Below are 21,561 nucleotides of genomic sequence, written 5' to 3'. Positions count from 1 at the left end.
GTTGTTTATTAATAAAAAATTAGTGAGCAAAATTTTTAATGATGGAAGTCACCTCGTTGCTTTTTTCAAACTGTACCATATGACCTGCCTGCGGGATCATTTCCACTTTACTGTTTTTTATCGACGCAGCAGATTGTAAAGCCAGTTCATCCGTTTTTAAAGCCGGGTGCAGGTAGCGGTTCGTGATTAATGCGTCGTTAGCTCCAAACACGACCAGCACAGGCATGGATAAATATTGCAACGAATCCCTTACGGGATGTATCAACATCCCCGTTACACCTGCAGCAACATTTTCACAGTAAATCTTGTAAATATCACAGGCTTTCATCCGAAGGCGATCCTGTATCAACGATTCTACTTCTGCCGGTTGCCGGAAAAAATTCACGTTGAAATTATTCCTGATAACGGTTTCATCCTGATTTTCCAAAGCAGCGGGTGTAGCAACCCCTGATAAAAGTTTCGCTTCTTTTTCGGTAAAAGTTTCCAATCCGGCAGGCGCCACCAACACCAATTTTTTTACTCTTTTATTTTGCAAACTCATGATGGTTGCCACCTGGCCACCCATTGAATGACCAGTCAGCACTACCGATTTGATTTTTTTCTTTTTCAAAAATTCACCGAGCACATCAGCATAGAATTGCAGCCTGTCCCGGCCTCTTGTGTCAACTTGCATATCGGACCATCCATAGCCTGGCAGATCAACAGCGATACATTGATAGGAAGATGATAATTCGTTTATTGCTTTTTCCCAGTGAGAAATATTCCCTCCCAGTCCATGTATGAACAAAATAGTTTTTCCTTTTCCTTTTTCGATATAAGCCATTTTGCCCGATGAAAGTTGTATCGTTTTTACAGGAGTGTTATATTTTGGTAAACAACTTTCCTGTGCCAGGCCAGCCAGCGTCAAACAGATAATAGGTATAACAGCTAATTTTTTCATGCAATAGCAGGTTTTCTTTTTGTAGCCAGGTACACTACGCCACCGGCCAGCAAAGAACAAAGGATAGCAATGGCCGCAGCGATGCCCGGGTTTCTTACACTAGTCTCCATATAGGGAGTCAACCTCCCATAGTACACACTGAAGTGAACAACGATGGCCACAACAGAAGCAGTGATCGGCGCTGATTTATGAACATCTTTTAAAAACATTCCGAATAACAACGGAACAAAAGCTGCCGAAAATGAAGCATATACTCCATTTTGAGCCAATATACCCACACTCAGGTCGGGGTGTACCAATTGCCTGTAAGAAACAAGGATCACTACAACTGCCATCAATGCAATCACCAGGCGGTTGATGACCAGTTCATTTTTCAGTACTTCTTTTCCTGACAATGGTTTGATAATATCAGAAGTTATCGTGGTGCTGATAGACTGGATCAGGCTTTCAAGTGTGGCAATGCCCGAGGCTATTAAGCCAACAACGAGGAAGAGGCTCATAGCGGGTGTAAAATTTGTCACCACATAAGCTGACATTACACCATCGAGCGGCAAATGGGCGCCATTAAATTTTAAATCGGGAAACACCAGTCTTCCATAAAGTCCGGCAAATACCACCGCAAAAAATAAAACCAATAAAACAACTGCTACGGTCAGGAACTTGTTCATTCCCTTATCATCTTTCAACAACATTGAACGGGTGATGATATGCGGCTGGCAAACAATAGCCACACCCACAATAAACTGGCAGACGACCACTTCAAAAAAATCACGGTATAATGGACTGGAAGAATTAAATGGTTGGGTAAGCTGAGGATCTATTGCATTGAGTTTTGCAAAGAATCCCCCATTGTCATCTGTAAAAAAATAATAACCTGAAGCAAGAACGATAACAGCTACTACTACTTTCAGCAAAGCCTGGATCATATTGGTATACACCATGCTGTTGGCGCCCCCAAACATCATATAGCCAAAGGTGAATACAACAATACCCACCAGTACATACAGGACGTCTGCATTTAACGCCTTACTTAATACCTGCGTTAGCCCCACACAGATCAAAACAATAAACGTAAGATGCAACAATGACAAAAAGGCGATATAGATTTTGAAACCTTCACTCTGGAACCTGGTGCCCAGCCACTGCGCAATAGTTTTTGCCTGCACCGTATTGCCAATTTTTCTGAATCGCTTTGAAAGGATCACCAACGAAATCAATGCACCCAATGGAAGAAATATCGCCATCGACAAAAAAGCACTGAGGCCATAGTATGCAATAAAACCGGGATTGATAATAAAAGTGGCGGCGCTGGTCATACCGGCAGCAAGCGACAAGCCAATAGCCGCGGGAGAAAACCGGAAAGTGCCGGTAGCATAATCGGACATTGATTTGGTGCGCCTTGCACCCCGGATTACAAAGTAGAGGATCACACCTGCATAAAGAGCAAGACATATCCATACGGCAAGCAGCATTCCCGGTGTGGCCAGGTTATTCATATTGCAGGCAATTCGTTATTAATAACCTGAATTTAGAAGGCTTTTAATTCTCCTGAGACGAAAACGGGTGAACGGTGGAAAACAATCAGGTAAACGGAACTATTTTTCAGGTGAATGAAAATCAGAGAAAGGACAATTTCTTCATTAATGCGTCCCGGTAAGTTTTACCAACGGGTATGGCTGAATTAGCAATTACAAGATCGTTCTCTTCGATAGCATCTATTTTTTCTCTATTGACAAGGTAAGAACGATGAACCCTGATGAAATGCGAGGATGGGAATCTCTCCTCTACTACTTTTAAAGAATGGCTGAGCAGGTATTGACCAGATGCCGTTTTGATCATTGCATAAATATCATAGGCTTCGACCCATAAAATATCTTTGAGCATCACTTTCTCCAGCCGCTTTTTATTTTTTACAAAGATGGCTTCGTCATAAGAAAGATTCTCCCTGATAGTCGTCGCTTCCCTGCTCATTTCAACATTGCGGCGGGCGGCATTATGCAGTGTTATTTCGATGGTTGAGTATAATAATTCAGGCTTTACCGGTTTTACCAGGTAGGCATAAGGCTCAGCCAGCTTGGCTTTTTCAATAGTTTGATGATCGGCCAGGGCCGTTAGAAAAATACAAGGAACAGGACTGAGCTGTTTCAACCGATGAGCAGTTTCTATCCCGTTTATTTCCCCCGACAGATCAATATCCATCAATACTACATCCGGTTGTAATTGCTTTACCTGCTTCAAGGATTCTTCCCCACTTTCAAAAATACCGGCCACCTCAAAACCGAGGTCCTGCAATGAATATGAAATTTCTTTTGCAATGATCCAGTCATCTTCTACAAGCATCACTTTTATTCCCGGCATAAGGTATATTTTCTATCTACAATCAATTATCAATTAAATTTACAAAAAGCATTCATTGAAACCACGCTTGTCATTTTACTATCTTGTTTTGCTTTTCTTTGGAATGATTTTGCTCAACAAAACAGTTGCGCAAACTATCATACCTATAGAACAAGTGACAACTGTCATACCCCGTGAACAACCTTTATGGTATATTGATAGTAGCGGCCAGCAACGCCTGCAACAGGTACAATCAAAGACTTTCTCGTCCGCACCGGCCTTACATTCCATAAAAAAGGAATGGGCAATATGGGCACATTTCAACCTGGCAAATAAAACAAACGTTGACCAGGAATATATCCTGCAGGTTCCCAAAGCAGGTTATGCTTTTTTATACGCTCCTGGAAACAACAACAGTTACCAGCCATTCCAAACCGGTAGTTTGTTGCCTTTAGATCAACGTTCAGAACCCTCCAATGTCAATGCCTTCCGGTTACTCATAAAAAAAGAAGAAATAAAAAACATCTGGTTGCAGTTGAAGCCTGTATATAGTCTCTACCTGCCACATGACTTAAAATTGCAATTGACCACGCAAAATTATTTTGAACATTCGGACCGCAAGCGGTTGTTCTGGCAGGGGATGTTCCTGGGTGTTTTACTCGTAATGGCATTTTACAATCTCTTCCTTTTATTTGCAGTAAAGGACATCAGCTATCTCTACTATGTATTAAGTTTTGTAAGTCTTGGAATCTACTTCGCCTTTTACTACGGCTTTGGCATTGAGTGGCTCTGGCCTGGTTCTCCTGTATGGGATACTTTTTGTTATACTATGCTAGTTCCTTTTACCGGCTTATCCCGTATTTTATTTACCAAAACTTACCTGCATACTTCGCAACTGTTGCCTTCAATAAACAAGTGGCTGAATGTTCTTATTACGGTGACGGCAGTTATTCTGCTTACCGGTGTTATTAGTTATGCTGCCGATATTGATCTGCTGGTGCCATTGATCAATGTGATTGGCATACTCGGTGCAATCATTCTTATAATGATGCTGGTAGCGGGGATCAGGGCTTATCAAAAAGACTATGAACCGGCCAGGTATTTTATCGTGGCCAATATAGTGCTGGTGATTGGCGCCATCGCATTTATCTTCAGGGAAATGGGTTTGCTGACCGATAACTATTTCACCCGTTATGTTGTGCAATATGGCGTGCTGATCCAATTGGTTGTTTTCTCATTAGGACTCGCCAGCCGTCTTAATCGCACCCGCCTGCAATTGGTGCATGAAACATTGGAAAAAGAGAGACTGGCCCTGGAAAAAGAAAGAGAGAAAAAAGAATTAATTGAACAGCAAAAATCAGAACTACAACAACAGGTAGCACGGCAAACCGGGGATCTGCAGCAAAAAAATAGCATGTTGCAGGAAAGCATTTCACAATTAAAGGACTCTCAATACCAGCTGTCACAATTGAATAATGTAAAGGATAAGCTTTTTTCAGTGATATCGCATGACCTGCGTAATCCTGTGGCCACCATGCAATCTTTTATGAAGTTGCTCACCGATCACCACGACAAGCTGAGTGAAGAAGAAAAACAAAAGATGTTTGCCGAGGCACAACAATCGCTTGACAACCTCAACCTGCTGTTATACAACCTGCTTCAATGGTCACGGTCGCAAATGAACATATTGCAGTTCAAACCTGAAAAAGTAAATATCAAGTCTGTTACAGAAAGGTGCGTACGATTATTGCAACTCAATGCACACATGAAGCAAATTATCATTGCCACAAACATTGATGAGACATTATCAGGTCTTGGCGACAAGGAAATGATTGAGTTCGTTATCCGCAACCTGTTGAGTAATGCCATTAAATTTAGTCATCGAAATTCGACGATTAAAATAAACGCAAATACAGATGAGGAAAAGGTAATCGTGGAAGTAGTTGACAACGGTATAGGCATGTCTGATCAACGGATCCAAAAGTTACTGGAATTAAATACTGCAGTTACCCGTCGTGGCACGGAAAAAGAAAAAGGCACAGGCCTCGGTTTATTGATCAGCAAGGAATTTATCGAAAAAAATGGCGGAAGTTTGAAAATAAAAAGCGAGCCAGGTCATGGTTCTACATTTAATTTTTCAATCCCCTTATACATGGCCAAAGTCTTTACCTGAGCACACCGGCAATATAAAATACAATTGAACAACAACAACAATTTATGAAAGCACTATCATTATTTCTTATCCCGGTTTTATTATTCTCCTGCGCAACAAAAAAAGAATGGAAATTAGTTTGGAGTGATGAGTTCAACTATACCGGTTTGCCCGACTCAACAAAGTGGACGGCTGAAGTGGGCGGCCATGGATGGGGAAATAATGAGTTGCAGTATTATACAGCCGGGAGAAAAGAAAATGCAAGAGCAGAAAATGGTATGCTGACCATTGAGGCCCGGAAAGAAAATTGGGATAGTATGAAATATACTTCGGCCCGGTTGATTACAAAAGGAAAAGGCGATTGGCAATATGGAAAAATTGAAGTAAAAGCAAAACTACCAAAAGGGCTTGGCACCTGGCCGGCAATCTGGATGCTTGCCTCAACCACGCCGCTCAACTGGCCTGACGATGGTGAAATCGATATTATGGAGCATGTGGGTTATAACCAGGGATTTATTCATGGTTCGGTGCACACGAAGAAATTCAACCACGTTATTGGTACACAAAAAACAGATACTGTCGTAGTAAAAGACTGTTCTGAAAATTTTCATGTGTATAGCATGGAATGGAACAAGGATTCTTTGAAAGTAGCGGTAGATGGTAACTATTATTTTCATTTTGCCAATGAACACTCAGGCTATGATGCGTGGCCCTTCGATAATAAAATGCATTTGCTCTTAAACATAGCTGTGGGTGGTAACTGGGGCGGTAAAATGGGTGTGGATGAAAATATCTGGCCCCAAAAAATGGAAATTGATTATGTGCGGGTTTATCAGCAATAAGACCTGGCGAGCCATAACTCTTAACCATCCTCTAACACAATAATTTCGTAAATTGTAGTAGGAGGAAAAAGACATGAAGAGGTTAGTTTTTGTTTTGCTATTAATCATTCCGTTGCTGAGCGCTGTGGCTCAAAAACAAATTTCCCGGCCCAAAACAAAGGCGGAAATTTTAAACGAAAAATATTGCAGCGCCTTATTCTCAACCATACATGGCGACTATTTTGACTTTCTGGATGAAGCAGTGAATGGCTCAGCATCAGCTTATTTCAATATACTGGATTGGCTACAGGGAAGAGTAGCCGGCTTACAAGTTTATACGACCCGTTTTAATAGTCGTATTCCTTTTATTCGTAATCAAAGAGCGGTGGTATATGTAGATGAGATGCGGGTAGACTACGACTACCTGAATGCTTTGCCTGTCGCAGATATCGCTATGATAAAAGTTATAAAAGGGCCTTCTGTTCTGCCGTTTAGCGGCGGAGGCGTTATTGCTGTTTATACTATCAGGGGTGAAGACGAAGAAGAAACGGATTGAAATAAAAAACTAAAGGCCCGTGACTTTAATAAGAAACGGGCCTTTCTTCTTAATTGAATCAGGTTGGCTATTCCAGGCCAAACATTCCCCTGTTTAGTTGCTGCAATATCCGGCCCTTATTTTCGGCAGCTATCAGCAATGAAATATTGTGAGGACTACCTCCATAGGAGACCATGCGAACAGGAATGTTCATGATAGAGCCAAATAATTTTTTTACAATGTCAGTAGTCTGCGAAATCTCATTACCCACCACAGAAATGATTACCTGGTTATGATCCACCTCTGTATTACCAAATGGTTCTAATTCTTTCAATATCTCTTTCAGGAAAACCGGGTTATCGATTGTCAGTGAAACTGCTACTTCCGAAGTAGTGATCATATCGATGGGTGTGCGATATTTTTCAAACACTTCAAATATCTTACGCAGGAAACCGTAGGCTAGCAACATGCGGCTACTTTTGATGCGAATAGCAATGATGTTGTCTTTGGCCGCAACCGCTTTCACCCCAACACTGCCAGCCTCCTGGGTAATCAATGTACCTTTTGCAGTAGGCTGCATCGTGTTCAACAACTTCACCGGTATCTTGTACATCTGGGCCGGCCAGATAGATGCGGGGTGCAGGATTTTAGCGCCGAAGTAAGCCAGCTCAGCAGCTTCATCAAAGCTTAGCTGCTCTACGGGCACTGTTTTCTTTACCACCCTTGGATCGTTGTTATGCATGCCGTCAATGTCGGTCCATATTTCGCAAACCGTGGCATTGATGGCAGCAGCGATAAGAGAAGCGCTGTAATCGCTTCCGCCTCTTTTTAAATTATCCACTTCGCCTCTTGAGTTACGACAAATATATCCTTGTGTTACAAAAAATTTCTTGTCCTTGTATTGCTGCAAAAGCTGACTCAATCTTACTTTGATGCTGCCGATCTGCGGTTCATCATACGCATCAATCGTCATGAACTCCAAAGCGGGTAACAAGGCGTGATCAACACCTTGCTCCTCCAAATAAGTGCAGAATAATTTTGTTGATAGTAATTCACCCTGCGCTAAAATATCTTTGCTCAACGCTTCGCTGAAAGAAATTTTGAGAATAATATTCAGGAATTCGAAATGCTCGGATAAAATATTCTTTGCCTTTGCCAGGGTCTCCGGCTTCTTTAGTAAATCCGTAATGAATGCCTGGTAATGTGCCTCCAGCTTATCGATGGATTGCTTGGCTGCCGTGCGATCACTTTTGGCGATATGATCACCAATTTCTACCAGCGCATTGGTAGTGCCCGATAAGGCGGATAAAACAACAATCGTCGGTTCTGTTTCTTTGGTAACCAGCGAAACGATCTGGTGCATGCGTTCAGGCTTTCCTACACTGGTGCCACCAAACTTCATTACTTTCATTTGCTTAATTTTTATTGTTTTTTAGCCAAATGGAATTCGCCAAATAATCATCCCTGTTGGTGACAAGCAAGCATTACATGGCTCATTTCATATCAAAATAAATTAGGGTGCAAAAATATTTGAAGGGCGGGTTGCTACCAAATGGAAAAAGAAAATAAGAGACTTTAAGAATTTGCCATATTCTTGATAAAAACTTTTTTAAAAATCCAGGTTGAATTTTTGGGCGAGTCCCTTTAGGTCCTTGATAACAACGTCTAACAAATTAATACCGTTTGTAGATCTTTCTGCTTCCATTTCCCTTTCAGGATCACCGGGCACCAAAACCTTTTCTTCGCCGGGAATAGTTTTACAATTACGAAATCCCTGTATCCAATGATCCATATGTTTTTTAAATTCATCGGCAGGCCGAAATGCATCAATGCGCATGGCGCCAAGGAAATGACCAATACCTTTTCCGGGTTGTTGCGACGGCATTGGTACATAAGCAGGGAATGGTGGCACCCATGGCGCATAGTTGGCTCCGCTGAGGAGAGCAGAAAAGATATCGACAATGGCTCCGAGAGCATAGCCTTTATGACTACCGTGTTCACGGTCGCCACCCAGCGGTAGCAGTGCTCCACCTTTCTTTAAAATATGAGGATCATTGGAAGAGCGACCCTCCGCATCCTGAACCCAGCCATTGGGTGTTTCTAAATTTTTACGTTGCAAAATTTCCAGCTTCCCGTTGGCAGCGGTTGTAGTAGCCAGGTCGGCTACAAAGGCAGGCTCTTCACCAGCCGGAGCTGCTACACAAATAGGATTCGTGCCGAGCATTTTATCTGTAGAAAAAGTAGGCGCCACCAGCGGGCTGGCGTTAGTCATAGCTATGCCAATCATATCATGTTGTAAGGCCATCATGGCATGATGGGCTGCAATGCCAAAATGGTTACTGTTTTGTACGCTTACCCATCCTGTTCCAACATTCCTTGCTTTTTCAATAGCTATCTGCATGGCAAAAGGAGCCACTACCAGCCCAAGACCACTGTCACCATCCACCACGGCGGTTGATGGTGTTTCATGAATAACTTTTATAGCTGGATTAGCATTGACTCTGTTCACTTCCCATAGTCTTACATAACCGCTGAGTCGGGCAATACCATGCGAGTCGACACCTCTTAAATCGGCGGATAGTAAAGTCTTAGTTGCGATTGTTGCATGATCGGCAGAACAGCCGATACGTTGAAAAACACTATTGGTAAATCCGAATAATCTTTCGTAGGAAAAATTTTGTTCTGGCATGCGCAAAGAAACAACAATTAATAAAGCCCGAAAACAAAAAAGTCCTTCCGCAAAATGGAAGGACCTTATATAACTTATCAGTTATGTTTAGAAAGGAAGATCATCCATTGGTTCGGTAATCTCACTGGCTGAAGGGACATTGGACGATGAATAGTTGCTGCCTGATGATGCCCCGCTGCTGTAAGACGGAGAACTGCTGCCACCTTCACCTTTACCACCTAACAACTGCACCTCACGAACCCGTAGTGATAATGAGGCTCCGCCGGTTCCATCCTGACGGGTAAAACTTCTTACTTCCGGGGTTCCTTCTACAAAAACCTGTTTTCCTTTTGTGAGGTACGGCGAAATAGCTGTACGATCTGTCCAATAGGCACAATCAACCCAAGTCGTTTTCTCCTGGTTGTTACCCTGGCTGTCTCTATACTTTTCAGTGTGTGCAATTGTAAAATTGATAACGTTTTTACCGTTCACGGTGTTAACCACGCAATCCTTGCCGAGGTTACCGATAACTTGCATTTTAATCATAGTGCTCAAATTTTAATTGACGTAATAAATAATTAAGGCAGCAAATTAAGCTTATTGTTTAAAATCGCTGATACAACTTATAGGTAGTTTTTTCACATTTATATATACCATTGTATTCCCGGATTGAAAGCTCCCCGAAGCTTATTGATTTATCGCTGATGTTTCCATTTAAATTAATATTACTTATTTTATTTATATCATTTACATCACTTCCATTTTTAAGAAAAATAAGCCTACCAAGCCGCTTTTAAAAAACTATTGTTTTGAAAAACAAGCAATTAATAGTCAACATATAGTGTCATACTGACATATTAAATTTTTAGACAATTGGAAATTCTATTAACAAAAATCAATTTTTTTTTACACTAGCCTAAATAAATAGCATAATTTATCGATTTTATTTAAAAAAGGCCTAATTTACATTATCGATTGCTGCATTATATTTTTTCTTAATAACTATAAACCCCACGTTTCTGATTATGAGTAAAACAACTGTGAAACAGGTGGCGCCATTCCTGATATTACTGGGAATCGCAATTGCTGCAATCTTCGTTAGCCCTGCAGCCTCCTTTGATCCTGCATCTGTATTAGGCGAAGATGGAAAGACGCCAAAATACGTTTACAACAGCGGTGACATTGCCTGGATGTTAGTGTCGTGTGCTTTTGTTTTTTTAATGACGCCCGCTCTTGCTTTCTTTTATGGCGGAATGGTAGGCCGTAAAAACGTTTTGTCTACCATGATTAAGAGTACTGTTTCAGCTGGTATCATTTCAGTTCTTTGGATTGTCGTTCAGTTCAGTCTTTGTTTTGGAAAATCAATTGGTGGCTTTATTGGCGACCCCAGCACATTTTTATTCTTTAAAGGTGTGATGGATGGCGAACCCTGGAGTCTCGCAGCGACTATTCCCCTGCCCCTGTTCGCATTCTTCCAATTGATGTTTGCGATCATCACTCCGGGCCTGGTGGTTGGTGCGGTTGCAGAACGTATCCGCTTTAGCTCTTACACACTGTTCATTGTTTTATTTGGAGCTCTTGTATATGCTCCTTTGGCCCATATGGCATGGCATCCCGACGGACTGATGTTCAAATGGGGTGTTCTTGACTTTGCGGGTGGTACGGTAGTACATATTTCAGCAGGTATGGCTGCATTGGCAGGCGCCCTGGTGCTGAAACCACGTAAATCAACCACTGCCACTTCTCCTGCCAATATTCCTTATGTATTAATTGGTACTGGTTTGCTTTGGTTTGGTTGGTTTGGTTTTAACGCTGGTAGTGCTGTAGGCGCAGGTTCATTGGGCGTGTATGCTTTTGCTACAACTAATACAGCTGCTGCCGCTGCAGGTCTTTCCTGGATGTTCTGGGATGTGATCCGTGGCAAAAAACCTTCCGTACTTGGCTTTTGTATTGGTGCAGTGGTTGGTCTTGTTGCCATCACTCCGGCTGCAGGTTTTGTGGGTGTACCCCAGGCCCTATTCATCGGATTTGTAGCTGCTATTGTATCGAATGTAGTGGCTGAATTCCTGAAACACAAAACCAAATATGACGATCCTTTGGATGTATTTGCCTGCCATGGTCTCGGTGGTATGACTGGTATGCTCCTCACCGGTGTTTTTGGAAGCAAAACTGTTAACTCACTCGTATTAGATGGTCAATTCCTGATCCAGTTAAAAGGCATGGCATTGGCTGTAACTTATAGCTTCGTTGTTTCCTTTATCCTTTTCAAGGTAATTAATATGATATTACCAATGAGGGTAAATGAGAAAGAAGAAGAAGAAGGTCTTGATGCTTCACAACACAATGAAAAATATCTCCAGGGTACTTTATTGGTTCACAATAATGGTACTGTTGAAGAAAAGACCGTTACACATTAAGAGTCTAGCACTCCTACCCCTTTTTTTAAACATAGAATAGGCACATTTAAGTTGGTATAAACTTCTCGAAGAAGTTTATACCGGCTGTGCCCTTTCCTTAACATCTAAAATGTAAAAACAATGCTACGAAAAAAAACTGCTTCAATCCTTACAACACTTCTTCTTGTTTTTTCACTTTCCCAATTGGCAATAGCACAGGACGACACTACAAAGGCGCTTACCATTTCGGGCAATGTGGATGCTTATTACCGGTATAATTTTGCCGGCAAATCTGATGTGACAAATAATTATACCAGTTTTACTAATTCTCAAAACTCATTTGAGCTGGGTATGGCAAGCCTTCGGGCGGATTTTACTGCGCTATCAGGAAAAGTAGGCGGTACAGTTGATCTTGGATTTGGCCGCAGGGCTGAAGAATTTTCTTATAATGATGGTGCCGAAGCCGACGGTAAGAATGGCTTTATCTCTCTGTCCAATGTAAAACAGGCATTTGTAACTTATTCACCTTCCTCTAAAATAAAATTTACCATGGGTAAGTTTGGAACACATGTAGGTTATGAATTGCTGGATGCGCCACTAAACAGAAACTATAGCATGAGCTATATGTTTACTAACGGGCCTTTTTTTCATACAGGTATAAAAGCTGATATTACTGCCGGCCCGGTTGGATTTATGCTTGGCGTAGCAAACTATACCGATCAAAGCACCTCAACTCACTCTGTAAAAACCGCATTGGCACAGTTTAGCGGCTCGGCTGGTGAAGGAGCTTTCAAATATTATTTGAACTATGTGGGCTTTGGAGGAGCGAAGGGCGGTGACAACCCAAGTGGTTTAAAATCGTTAAACCAGTTGGATTTGGTTTTATTAGGTACTCTTAGCAGTAAATTTAATATAGGTTTCAATGGCACGTTGCAATCCAGGAAACAAGTTGATGGATCAACAGTTGAAGACGGGTCCTGGTGGGGAACTGCACTTTATTTGAATGCTGATCCTAGCCCCAAAATCGGGCTTACGTTAAGAAGCGAATATATTGGTGACAGCAAAAATGTTTATTTCCCGACGGACAATATTTTTGCCAATACTTTATCGTTGAATTATAAAGTGGGCCCGCTTACCATTATTCCTGAATTACGTTTCGAAACTGCCAAAGAGGAAATATTTACCGATGGCGATTCGGATCCGACAAAATCAACATTTACCGGTCTGCTGGCAGCGGTATTGAAATTTTAATAACTTTATCATCTTAGTGCTATTAAAAATGCCGGATTCGTGTCCGGCATTTTTAATTTAGAAAAGTGTAGCTTTTATGCTGAATTTCTCCCTGCATTAATAATTCCAAATGAACAACGCATCACCAGCTTCTCATATACTTCTTTTACCGGCGCCTGTACAAGCTGCTCATCTATCTCCCTGATTTTGGTAAGAGCATACTGCTGAATAGTAAGCAGCGGTAACACAATCCTCTCACGCATTTGAATCGACAACTGATCCACGGGGTAATCAGCCATCAACTCAGTATGACCTGATAATTTTGTCAGATATTGGCGTGTCAGTTCATACTCATCAAATATCATTTGCCATATTTCACCAAACAACTTATGCTTGCTGAGATAAGCCGTCAGCGGAAAAAAAGATTTCAGCATTGCCATCTCACAATTGTCGAGCAAGGTTTTAAAGAACAATGATTTTTTATACAGCTCCTTTATCGCAGGGAATTTTCCTTGCTCCTCAATTTTACGAAGTGCTGAACCTACACCGTAAAATCCTGTTACATTTTGCTTTAACTGGCTCCATGAACCAGCAAACGGTATGGCCCGCAGATCTTTCAATGTAAGACCTGAAGAAGCTCCTCTTTTTGCTGGCCGGCTACCGATATTCGTTTCACTGTAAAATCTTAACGGGCTTGCCTGCAACAAGTAATCTGCCAGGTAAGGATGGTCTCTTAATCGCTGGTAGGCGTTATAAGAAAATTCAGAAAGCTCCTGTAACAACGCATCTTCTTCGTTTGTAAATGTCGTTTGCAAATGTGCATACAAATCATTGGTGATGCCCGCATTCAACAGCTGCTCCATATTATACTGTGCAGAGTCTATCGTACCAAAGTTGGAACTTACTGTCTGGCCCTGTATGGTCAATTGTATTTCTTCATTCGAAATATTTTGCCCCATAGAAGCATAGAACTTATGCGTTTTACCACCACCTCTTGAGGGAGGACCGCCTCTGCCATCAAAAAATACTACCTGTACATTGTATTGGCGTGATATCGCAGTCAGTTCCTCCTTTGCTTTATAAATGCCCCAGTTGGCCATCAGGTAACCACCATCCTTGGTACCATCCGAAAAACCAAGCATAATTGTTTGCTTGTTGTTTCTTCTTTTTAAATGCTCACGGTAGACTGGGTTGGTATACAATGTTTGCATTACCTGTGCAGCGTGTTTCAAATCCCCGATGGTCTCAAACAACGGTATAATGTCAATATTCATTTCTTCCGGCTTCCATCCTCCCAGCAGAAATAACCCGTAAACTTCCATTGCATTCAATGCGCTGTTACACTGGCTGATGATATACCGGTTGCATCCTTCCGGGCCATTGAATTGTTGTATCGTCTTTACACATTGAGTAGACTTGAGTGTATCCTTGTGTATGGGATCCTCCAACTGCTCAATATCTGCCACCTTATTAATCGATCCTAATACATTGATTTTTTCTTCATCAGTTAGCTCGCCATAATGAGCAGGCAACACATGCTGTTTATTCGCCAGTGCCTGGAACAATTTCCCGTGCACCGAACTTTCCTGCCGGATGTCTAATGAAGCAAAGTGCAATCCGAATACCTCTATTTTATTGATAAGATTAGTAACGGTGTGCAGGAACAACCCATTATGCTGGTGAATGATTGTTTGGCGTATCTGCTCCAATGTAGTCAAAATTTCTTCCTTTGTGAGCCTGGTCTTAAGTCCAGGGATAAAAAGGTTACTGTATAATTTATTTTCCAATTCGGACAACACCGTATCAACACCTTCGAATGTAAGTCTGCGTTTCAACCGGCGCACTTCCAGGTAATAACATTTAATAATGCTTCCCCTTAATGCATCTGCTACCTGTAATGTAATATCACTTGTGACGAATGGATTTCCATCCCTGTCGCCACCGGGCCAGAATCCCATTCTGATAATTGGGTTTTCATCACTCACCGCATCCGGAAATTTCGACTTTAGTGATGACACTATTTTGCCTGCAGCTGAATAAAAAACATTCTCCAGGTACCAAATCAAACTAATAGCCTCATCATAAGGCGTGGGCTTTTTCTTTTTAAAAAAGGGAGTTTTTCCCAACTGCTGCAAATAAGTATTTACAACATTCGTGTTGTTATCAGCAAGAGCTCTTGCCAGGTCATTGATAATACCCAGGACAGAACCCGGATAAAACTGTGTAGGATGCGCGGTCAATACAAGCCGGATGGAAAAGTCTTTTAGTTTTTCTTCCAGTTCTGCTTCTTTATTATCCTGGATTACTTCTGACTCAATATGCTTTAATGTACCTACACCATTCAGATCATGTACTTCTTTAAACGCAGCATCTTCGAGAGCATCGAATAATACTACCTGTCTTTCGAGGTATTGTACAAAACGAAAAAGCAGATCCGTCTTATCCTTCTCATTAAAATAGGAAGTATGCTTGGTAAAAAATTCGTCGATGATACGAATAGGGCTTAAGTTCTTCTTATATCCTTCTTCACAGTTACTGGACAATAAGGACAATAAAATTCCTGTCTTTTCAATCCGGTGAAAAGGCAATGACGTAAAAAGGCTGTTATAAAGTTGAAAACGTATCCCAACTTCATTCCGATACTTTTGTAATGGTCTGTTTGACTGATGGTTCATGCAATGAAAATTAAAAATTCAAGTATAACCTGGCAAGCAGTCAATAGTGCCTGAAATGAGTCCCGACGTTTACAGCCGGGGCGAATTCCATGTGGCTAAAAAACAATAGCAATTAAACACATGAAAATAATTCATTTTACGCTGGCAGAAAAAAACTATCTGTTATTGCAGCAAAAAACCCCAGCCATCCGGGGTTTTGAACAAATTATTGTTGAATCATTTATTAGGAAGGAGTGTTGTTTGTATTGTTGTCTTCACCTGGAACCGGCTGTGGCTCGTAAACAAATTCCTCCTGTTTTTTTCTCCTGCCAGTGACAAACTTCCAAATTGCTGTGCCGGCTAATCCAATACCGATAATGATAAACTTTAGGAACTTAAGAATCACGGCAAAGAAACCTACTTTCGCCAACACCTTTCCAGCCACAAGACCACCAATGGTCCATGCAGCTACATCATCGGTCTTAGAATCAAAATCCGCATAGCGGTTTCCCTCGTTGAAGGTTACCATTTTTAATACCTCATCCAAATGATTGTTAACACTATCTAATTCCTGCATGGACGAAACAGCCTGCAGCGTCAATACACCTTTCCGTCCCAGTATGCGTACGTCATAGTTCAATGTATGTTGTTCCGAACCAGAGACAGAAAATTCTTTTGCCCAATACAAAACTTTTTTTTCTTTGTCATAATGTGGTTTTGCAGCCCAACCAAGCAGATCCATTGTATAAAGACCTTGTTTCTTTCTTTCTTCATTCTCTTTTACACTGCTTTCTTTTAAATCTTTCAACAAGTCATCATAGTTGATCTTACCGGCATCGTCATCTTTTACAAAACCAAGCTCTTCAAATTTCACGATAAAAGCATATCCGCCTGCATCGGTGGCTCCGCTATTGTCCGGAAACAATACTCCTAAGGGTGCGTTCCCCTTGGGATTTCCCCAGAGATCCTGAACCACATAAGCTGCTTCAGCAGATTCAAGAAACTTAAAATTAGGTGGCACATTGATCGTAGCAATACCTGACCCTAACTTAATGACTCCGGTTTTATAATGCAATGAGCTTTCTATAGAATCCATCCTTTTCAACTCATCAACAATTATGTTCAGAGAATCACCGGGTTCTTTAGCGAAAGATATTGTGTAGGCGAAAGATAGCCCGAGAAGGGATAAGAAAATCTTCTTCATAAAATGGTGGTTTGTTTTGGTGAATGGCTAAAATAGAAAAAGACCCTCTTAAATAAAAGGGTCTTTTCAAAATATTTATTTAAGCCAAACTATTCCTTTGTATCAGCTTCTTCTGCTTTTACTTCTTCCATTTTAGCTGCTTCAGTTTTCTTGGAACCTCCACGGCTACGACGGGTTTTCTTGGCAGCTTCTTTAGCTTCCCCTTTACCCTTACCATAGATTTCATTAAAGTCCACTAACTCGATCAATGCTTTTTCAGCATTATCACCAGGGCGGGCACCCAACTTAATGATTCGGGTATAACCACCGGGACGGCCACCTACTTTTTCAGCTACGGTACCAAATAATTCCTTGATGGCTTCTTTATCCTGTAAATAACTAAATACCACACGGCGTTCGTGAGTAGTATTTGTTTTACCCTTTGTGATCAGTGGCTCTACATAAACACGCAAAGCTTTTGCTTTGGCTACGGTAGTTACGATCCTCTTGTGCGCAATTAACTGGCAGGCGAGGTTGCTCAACAAAGCATCTCTGTGTGCTTTGGTGCGGCTAAGATTTTTTACTTTGTCTCCGTGACGCATGACGTTTTAATTTGAAAATTTGAGAATCTGGAGATGTGAAAATGAAAACCATTCTTACAAATCCTTATTCCAAATTCATGTTATATAATATCCGGCTGTACCGTGTCAGGAATTACAGCCTTCGCTCATTAGATGCTAATAAGCCTTTATTAAAAAAATAATTAAAAGAACTTTCCAAACTCTCCGCCGGCTGGCGGAGCGGGGGTTACAGTTCATCTTTATCAACACCCAGTTTCTGCAGGTCCATTCCGAAGCCAAGGCCTCTTTCACCCAACACCTGCTCAATTTCAGCCAATGATTTCTGACCGAAGTTGCGGAATTTCATCAGGTCTTCCTGCTCATATTGCACCAGTTCACTCAATGAGTTGATCTTAGCTGCTTTCAGACAGTTGAAAGCACGAACAGAAAGATCGAGGTCCTCTAATGGAGTCTTCAACACTTTGCGCAATTGCAGAGTTTGCTCATCCACGAGGTCTTCTTTTTTCTCTTCTTTGTTGTCGAAAGTGATGTTTTCATCAGTGATGATCATCAAATGCTGGATCAGGATCCTTGAAGCTTGTTTCACGGCTTCTTCCGGATGGATAGTACCATCGGTAGAAACTTCCATGATCAGTTTTTCAAAGTCTGTGCGCTGTTCCACACGGGTATTTTCAATCGTGTATTTTACATTCTTGATCGGCGTGTAAATAGAGTCGATCGGAATATAACCCAATGGAGCATCTTTTGGCTTGTTATCTTCAGCCGGAACATAGCCACGACCTTTTCCGATAGTCAGTTCAATATCCATCTTGGCAGATGAATCCAACGTGCAGATAAGTAAATCAGGGTTCATGATCTGGAAAGAATGAGTTGCCTCACCGATCAAACCAGCTGTGAATTCAGTTTTATTCTTCAACGATAAAATGATCTTCTCATTTGCCACTTCGTGATCCACGATTTTTTTGAAACGAACCTGTTTCAGGTTCAGAAATATCTCCACTACATCTTCTGAAACACCCTTCATGGTAGCAAATTCATGCTCTACACCTTCTATCTTTACGCCAACAATTGCATAACCTTCTAATGAATTCAGCAATACACGGCGTAGTGCATTACCAATGGTTACACCATAACCAGGTTCCAATGGACGAAACTCAAACTGAGCTTCGAAATCATTTGCTTTTTGCAGTATGATCTTATCCGGCTTCTGGAAATTTAAAATGGCCATATTTTAGATTTAGTTTTTAAATGTTTGGGAAAAGCTGTGAGCTTTTAGCTACGAGCTGTGAGCAAAGGATCGAAGCTCACGGCTCATGGCTCGCGGCTTTCTTATTTAGAATACAACTCTACGATCAGTTGTTCCTTGATATTTTCAGGAACGTTTTCTCTTTCCGGGTAAGTAATGAAAGTACCTTTCAGTTCAGTTTCATTCCAATCCAGCCAGCTGAACTTTGGATTCTTTCCTTTGATTACGCTTGTGATTGAAGTTCTGTCTTTGCTACCTTCTTTGATGGTGATGATATCACCGGCTTTCAATTGATAAGAAGGTACGTTTACTACCTCACCGTTTACTTCCACATGTTTGTGGCTTACCAACTGGCGTGCAGCAGGACGACTAGGAGCAATACCCATACGATAAACTGTATTATCCAAACGGGCTTCAAGTAATTTGATAAGGTTTTCACCTGTTACTCCTTTGATACGGGAAGCTTCTTCAAATGTTTTGCGGAATTGTTTTTCCAAAATGCCGTAAGTGTATTTGGCTTTTTGTTTTTCACGAAGCTGTAAAGCGTATTCACCTAAAGTTTTACGTTTACGCTTTTCACCGTGCTGACCGGGAGGGTTGCTGTTTTTACCCAACCATTTACCATTGCCTAAAATTGGCTCACCGAAAATACGGGAGATCTTGGTCTTTGGACCAGTGTAACGTGCCATAGTTTTTATTCATTTACGCTTTTTTGTACCGGTGCTTTGATCAGTAAAAGCGTTAAAAAATCAATCAAGCACCCTTTTTTAAAATGAAACCAAATTGGCTCAATATGTATAGAGCTTCGAGCTTTTAGCTACGAGACTTAGGCTCGGGGCTTACAGCTCATAGCTTTTCTTTATACTCTTCTTTTCTTGGGAGGACGGCAACCATTGTGTGGCAGCGGAGTGATATCCTTGATCATCACTACTTCAATACCTGACTGGGAGAGAGAGCGGATAGCTCCTTCACGGCCTGCGCCTGGTCCTTTAACATATACATCAACTCTTTTCAAACCTGCATCCAGCGCCACTTTTGCTGCGTCGCTTGCTGCCATTTGGGCTGCATAAGGAGTGTTCTTTTTAGAACCTCTGAAGCCCATTTTACCAGCGCTGCTCCAGGCTATCACCTGGCCGGTTTTGTTGGTCAAACTAACGATGATGTTGTTGAATGTAGCTGAAATGTGTGCATCGCCGTAAGCGTCCACTTTCACCACTCTTTTTTTAGCTGCAGCTTTTGCGCTGTTTTGTGCTTGTGCTTTTGCCATAATTGTTGTTCCGAGGTAATCTTTTCTTTTTAAAAAATTTCCGGTTTCTAAATTGAACCCGAAACTGAATCAATCCTCCTGCTGACTTACGAAGCGATCCGCAATTGATTCATTTGAATGTAAGTCGTATAATGAAGAATTCGGAATCTCATTGCTAAGACTCCGAACTCCCGTTTATTACTTCTTAGCGGCTTTTTTCTTACCGGCTACTGTCTTACGTTTACCTTTTCTCGTACGGCTATTCGTCTTGGTACGCTGACCACGAACCGGCAACCCTTTACGATGACGAAGGCCACGGTAGCAAGCGATGTCAAGCAAACGCTTGATGCTCATTTGCACTTCAGAACGAAGTTGACCTTCAACCTTTAATTCCTCCGTAATAGTGTTACGGATTGCATTCAGGTCTTCATCATTCCACTCATGTACTTTTTTATCACGGCTAATGTTATTCTTGTCCAGAATATATTTAGCAGTAGATGGACCAATACCATAGATATAGGTCAGACCTATTTCGCCTCTTTTATTTTTTGGTAAATCAACACCGGCAATACGAGCCATAGTTTTCTATTATTTTTTAGATTCTTTTAATTCAAATTGGCAACAGGCAATTGACAATGGTTAAGCCGCACATTGCATATTGCTAATTGTCTATTATCCCTGGCGCTGCTTGAAGCGGGGATTCTTTTTGTTAATTACGTACAGTTTGCCTTTACGACGAACGATCTTGCAATCTGCGCTACGCTTTTTAATGGATGCTCTAACTTTCATAATATTTGCTTTTCTGCCAAACAGTCAAAGACTATTTGTATCTGAAAATGATTCTTCCCCTTGATAAATCATACGGCGAAATCTCCACTCCTACTTTATCACCCGGCAAAATCCGGATGTAGTGCATCCTCATTTTTCCAGAGATGGTTGCCAATATTTCGTGACCGTTTTCCAGCTTCACCCTAAACATGGCGTTTGACAGGGCTTCCAGAATGATACCATCTTGTTTAATAAGGGGTTGTTTCGACATACAAATTTTAGGGGTGCAAAGATAGGAGGATGAACCCACAAAAAGAAAAAACCCCGATTATTTTTCGGGGCCTAAAACTAAATTAATTATTTAACCGGGCAAAAAGCCCTTAACTCATTTATTATTAATGTATTCCAAGAGGAACTTTGGTCATATCATGATACAAATTTTGCAAATCATGTACGCCAAGCGGAAAGTTAAAATGCCGGCGATCTTCCCGCCACCACATTTCAATGTTCGAAAAATCATCCTTATGAGGAAGTAGCAACCTGAAAGAGTCCTTTTTATATTTTACGGCTCCGGATCCGTTCATCTCCTCTTTGGTAAAGCCCAACCGCACCAATTGCTTTTCGTCCAGGGGAATTGGCCGGATCTCATCGAGGTTATACCAAAATTCCTGTACGCCGTTATTTACCAGCGCCTGCCGTTCCTCATGGCTCACTTTTACTACCGTCCCTTCTCTTTCTACACCCTCATCATTTAATAAAATATGGTCGCCTTGTTTTAAATCTCCGAGTTTGAGCATAGCATTC

At 41.4% G+C, this 21,561-nt stretch carries 21 protein-coding genes; 5 read left to right on the top strand and 16 right to left on the bottom strand.

Annotated features, from left to right (window positions below; all coding sequences use genetic code 11):
• Positions 1–19 precede the first annotated feature (19 nt).
• The 3 genes from P2W73_RS07525 to P2W73_RS07515 form a co-directional block, all read right to left on the bottom strand.
• Positions 20–940, bottom strand: coding sequence for an alpha/beta hydrolase (locus tag P2W73_RS07525; RefSeq protein WP_276501392.1), 921 nt, complete (start codon positions 938–940; stop codon positions 20–22).
• Positions 937–2,436, bottom strand: a complete 1,500-nt coding sequence (locus P2W73_RS07520; protein WP_276501391.1) for a sodium:solute symporter family transporter — start codon at positions 2,434–2,436, stop codon at positions 937–939. The genes P2W73_RS07525 and P2W73_RS07520 overlap by 4 nt, the downstream gene beginning before the upstream one ends.
• A 121-nt stretch (positions 2,437–2,557) precedes the next feature.
• Complete coding sequence (locus P2W73_RS07515) at positions 2,558–3,298, bottom strand: LytR/AlgR family response regulator transcription factor (protein WP_276501390.1); 741 nt, start codon at positions 3,296–3,298, stop codon at positions 2,558–2,560.
• Positions 3,299–3,353: 55 nt separating this feature from the next.
• Between P2W73_RS07515 and P2W73_RS07510 the strand changes: the two genes are divergently transcribed.
• The 3 genes from P2W73_RS07510 to P2W73_RS07500 all read left to right on the top strand — a co-directional run bounded on the left by P2W73_RS07510 (position 3,354) and on the right by P2W73_RS07500 (position 6,806).
• Positions 3,354–5,450, top strand: coding sequence for a sensor histidine kinase (locus tag P2W73_RS07510; RefSeq protein ID WP_276501389.1), 2,097 nt, complete (start codon positions 3,354–3,356; stop codon positions 5,448–5,450).
• 44 nt (positions 5,451–5,494) lie between these two features.
• The gene (locus tag P2W73_RS07505; protein ID WP_276501388.1) at positions 5,495–6,271 is read left to right on the top strand and encodes a glycoside hydrolase family 16 protein; all 777 of its coding nucleotides are present in this window, start codon (positions 5,495–5,497) and stop codon (positions 6,269–6,271) included.
• 73 nt (positions 6,272–6,344) lie between these two features.
• On the top strand, positions 6,345–6,806 hold the full coding sequence (locus tag P2W73_RS07500) for a TonB-dependent receptor plug domain-containing protein (RefSeq protein WP_276501387.1): 462 nt from the start codon (positions 6,345–6,347) through the stop codon (positions 6,804–6,806).
• A gap of 67 nt (positions 6,807–6,873) precedes the next feature.
• On the opposite strand, the gene P2W73_RS07495 is transcribed toward P2W73_RS07500, so the two are convergent.
• From P2W73_RS07495 to P2W73_RS07485, 3 genes are all read right to left on the bottom strand, one after another.
• Positions 6,874–8,196: an aspartate kinase gene (locus P2W73_RS07495; RefSeq protein ID WP_276501386.1), complete on the bottom strand. Its 1,323-nt coding sequence runs from the start codon at positions 8,194–8,196 to the stop codon at positions 6,874–6,876.
• A gap of 198 nt (positions 8,197–8,394) precedes the next feature.
• Complete coding sequence (locus P2W73_RS07490) at positions 8,395–9,474, bottom strand: Ldh family oxidoreductase (RefSeq protein ID WP_276501385.1); 1,080 nt, start codon at positions 9,472–9,474, stop codon at positions 8,395–8,397.
• A gap of 87 nt (positions 9,475–9,561) precedes the next feature.
• Positions 9,562–9,999: a single-stranded DNA-binding protein gene (locus tag P2W73_RS07485; protein WP_276501384.1), complete on the bottom strand. Its 438-nt coding sequence runs from the start codon at positions 9,997–9,999 to the stop codon at positions 9,562–9,564.
• A 479-nt stretch (positions 10,000–10,478) separates the two neighbouring features.
• On the opposite strand from P2W73_RS07485, the gene P2W73_RS07480 reads away from it, so the two are divergent.
• A complete protein-coding gene (locus P2W73_RS07480; RefSeq protein WP_276501383.1) occupies positions 10,479–11,870 on the top strand; it encodes an ammonium transporter in 1,392 nt (463 codons plus the stop codon).
• Between the two features lie 120 nt (positions 11,871–11,990).
• Positions 11,991–13,100, top strand: a complete 1,110-nt coding sequence (locus tag P2W73_RS07475; RefSeq protein ID WP_276501382.1) for an outer membrane beta-barrel protein — start codon at positions 11,991–11,993, stop codon at positions 13,098–13,100.
• A gap of 74 nt (positions 13,101–13,174) precedes the next feature.
• On the opposite strand, the gene P2W73_RS07470 is transcribed toward P2W73_RS07475, so the two are convergent.
• The 10 genes from P2W73_RS07470 to P2W73_RS07425 all read right to left on the bottom strand — a co-directional run bounded on the left by P2W73_RS07470 (position 13,175) and on the right by P2W73_RS07425 (position 21,554).
• Positions 13,175–15,754, bottom strand: coding sequence for a phosphoenolpyruvate carboxylase (locus P2W73_RS07470; protein ID WP_276501381.1), 2,580 nt, complete (start codon positions 15,752–15,754; stop codon positions 13,175–13,177).
• 223 nt (positions 15,755–15,977) lie between these two features.
• The gene (locus P2W73_RS07465) at positions 15,978–16,937 is read right to left on the bottom strand and encodes a DUF2167 domain-containing protein (protein ID WP_276501380.1); all 960 of its coding nucleotides are present in this window, start codon (positions 16,935–16,937) and stop codon (positions 15,978–15,980) included.
• 89 nt (positions 16,938–17,026) lie between these two features.
• Positions 17,027–17,518 carry a 50S ribosomal protein L17 gene (gene rplQ / locus P2W73_RS07460; protein WP_276501379.1) on the bottom strand — a complete coding sequence of 164 codons (492 nt, stop codon included), beginning with the start codon at positions 17,516–17,518 and terminating at the stop codon, positions 17,027–17,029.
• Between the two features lie 205 nt (positions 17,519–17,723).
• Positions 17,724–18,725: a DNA-directed RNA polymerase subunit alpha gene (locus P2W73_RS07455; RefSeq protein ID WP_276501378.1), complete on the bottom strand. Its 1,002-nt coding sequence runs from the start codon at positions 18,723–18,725 to the stop codon at positions 17,724–17,726.
• A 101-nt stretch (positions 18,726–18,826) separates the two neighbouring features.
• A complete protein-coding gene (gene rpsD, locus P2W73_RS07450; protein ID WP_276501377.1) occupies positions 18,827–19,432 on the bottom strand; it encodes a 30S ribosomal protein S4 in 606 nt (201 codons plus the stop codon).
• Positions 19,433–19,602: 170 nt separating this feature from the next.
• Positions 19,603–20,010: a 30S ribosomal protein S11 gene (rpsK, locus tag P2W73_RS07445; RefSeq protein WP_276501376.1), complete on the bottom strand. Its 408-nt coding sequence runs from the start codon at positions 20,008–20,010 to the stop codon at positions 19,603–19,605.
• A gap of 177 nt (positions 20,011–20,187) precedes the next feature.
• A complete protein-coding gene (gene rpsM, locus P2W73_RS07440; protein ID WP_276501375.1) occupies positions 20,188–20,568 on the bottom strand; it encodes a 30S ribosomal protein S13 in 381 nt (126 codons plus the stop codon).
• Positions 20,569–20,661: 93 nt separating this feature from the next.
• On the bottom strand, positions 20,662–20,778 hold the full coding sequence (gene ykgO, locus P2W73_RS07435; RefSeq protein WP_038084689.1) for a type B 50S ribosomal protein L36: 117 nt from the start codon (positions 20,776–20,778) through the stop codon (positions 20,662–20,664).
• 31 nt (positions 20,779–20,809) lie between these two features.
• A complete protein-coding gene (gene infA / locus P2W73_RS07430) occupies positions 20,810–21,028 on the bottom strand; it encodes a translation initiation factor IF-1 (RefSeq protein WP_276501374.1) in 219 nt (72 codons plus the stop codon).
• A 124-nt stretch (positions 21,029–21,152) separates the two neighbouring features.
• The gene (locus P2W73_RS07425; protein ID WP_276501373.1) at positions 21,153–21,554 is read right to left on the bottom strand and encodes a hypothetical protein; all 402 of its coding nucleotides are present in this window, start codon (positions 21,552–21,554) and stop codon (positions 21,153–21,155) included.
• Between the last annotated feature and the right edge of the window lie 7 nt (positions 21,555–21,561).

The sequence above is a fragment of the Terrimonas pollutisoli genome (genome assembly GCF_029360765.1).
Taxonomy (GTDB): Bacteria; Bacteroidota; Bacteroidia; order Chitinophagales; family Chitinophagaceae; genus Terrimonas_B; species Terrimonas_B pollutisoli.
The sequence above is the reverse complement of the archived record's forward strand: the minus strand, read 5'-3'. Positions and strand labels throughout refer to the sequence as shown.

What these genes read in the sequence shown, in the direction of transcription:
- P2W73_RS07525 (WP_276501392.1), bottom strand. Translation starts at nt 940, where the DNA reads ATGAAAAAATTAGCTGTTATACCTATTATCTGTTTGACGCTGGCTGGC.
- P2W73_RS07520 (WP_276501391.1), bottom strand. Translation starts at nt 2,436, where the DNA reads ATGAATAACCTGGCCACACCGGGAATGCTGCTTGCCGTATGGATATGT.
- P2W73_RS07515 (WP_276501390.1), bottom strand. Translation starts at nt 3,298, where the DNA reads ATGCCGGGAATAAAAGTGATGCTTGTAGAAGATGACTGGATCATTGCA.
- P2W73_RS07505 (WP_276501388.1), top strand. Translation starts at nt 5,495, where the DNA reads ATGAAAGCACTATCATTATTTCTTATCCCGGTTTTATTATTCTCCTGC.
- P2W73_RS07500 (WP_276501387.1), top strand. Translation starts at nt 6,345, where the DNA reads ATGAAGAGGTTAGTTTTTGTTTTGCTATTAATCATTCCGTTGCTGAGC.
- P2W73_RS07495 (WP_276501386.1), bottom strand. Translation starts at nt 8,196, where the DNA reads ATGAAAGTAATGAAGTTTGGTGGCACCAGTGTAGGAAAGCCTGAACGC.
- P2W73_RS07490 (WP_276501385.1), bottom strand. Translation starts at nt 9,474, where the DNA reads ATGCCAGAACAAAATTTTTCCTACGAAAGATTATTCGGATTTACCAAT.
- P2W73_RS07485 (WP_276501384.1), bottom strand. Translation starts at nt 9,999, where the DNA reads ATGATTAAAATGCAAGTTATCGGTAACCTCGGCAAGGATTGCGTGGTT.
- P2W73_RS07480 (WP_276501383.1), top strand. Translation starts at nt 10,479, where the DNA reads ATGAGTAAAACAACTGTGAAACAGGTGGCGCCATTCCTGATATTACTG.
- P2W73_RS07475 (WP_276501382.1), top strand. Translation starts at nt 11,991, where the DNA reads ATGCTACGAAAAAAAACTGCTTCAATCCTTACAACACTTCTTCTTGTT.
- P2W73_RS07470 (WP_276501381.1), bottom strand. Translation starts at nt 15,754, where the DNA reads ATGAACCATCAGTCAAACAGACCATTACAAAAGTATCGGAATGAAGTT.
- P2W73_RS07465 (WP_276501380.1), bottom strand. Translation starts at nt 16,937, where the DNA reads ATGAAGAAGATTTTCTTATCCCTTCTCGGGCTATCTTTCGCCTACACA.
- rplQ (WP_276501379.1), bottom strand. Translation starts at nt 17,518, where the DNA reads ATGCGTCACGGAGACAAAGTAAAAAATCTTAGCCGCACCAAAGCACAC.
- P2W73_RS07455 (WP_276501378.1), bottom strand. Translation starts at nt 18,725, where the DNA reads ATGGCCATTTTAAATTTCCAGAAGCCGGATAAGATCATACTGCAAAAA.
- rpsD (WP_276501377.1), bottom strand. Translation starts at nt 19,432, where the DNA reads ATGGCACGTTACACTGGTCCAAAGACCAAGATCTCCCGTATTTTCGGT.
- rpsK (WP_276501376.1), bottom strand. Translation starts at nt 20,010, where the DNA reads ATGGCAAAAGCACAAGCACAAAACAGCGCAAAAGCTGCAGCTAAAAAA.
- rpsM (WP_276501375.1), bottom strand. Translation starts at nt 20,568, where the DNA reads ATGGCTCGTATTGCCGGTGTTGATTTACCAAAAAATAAAAGAGGCGAA.
- ykgO (WP_038084689.1), bottom strand. Translation starts at nt 20,778, where the DNA reads ATGAAAGTTAGAGCATCCATTAAAAAGCGTAGCGCAGATTGCAAGATC.
- infA (WP_276501374.1), bottom strand. Translation starts at nt 21,028, where the DNA reads ATGTCGAAACAACCCCTTATTAAACAAGATGGTATCATTCTGGAAGCC.
- P2W73_RS07425 (WP_276501373.1), bottom strand. Translation starts at nt 21,554, where the DNA reads ATGCTCAAACTCGGAGATTTAAAACAAGGCGACCATATTTTATTAAAT.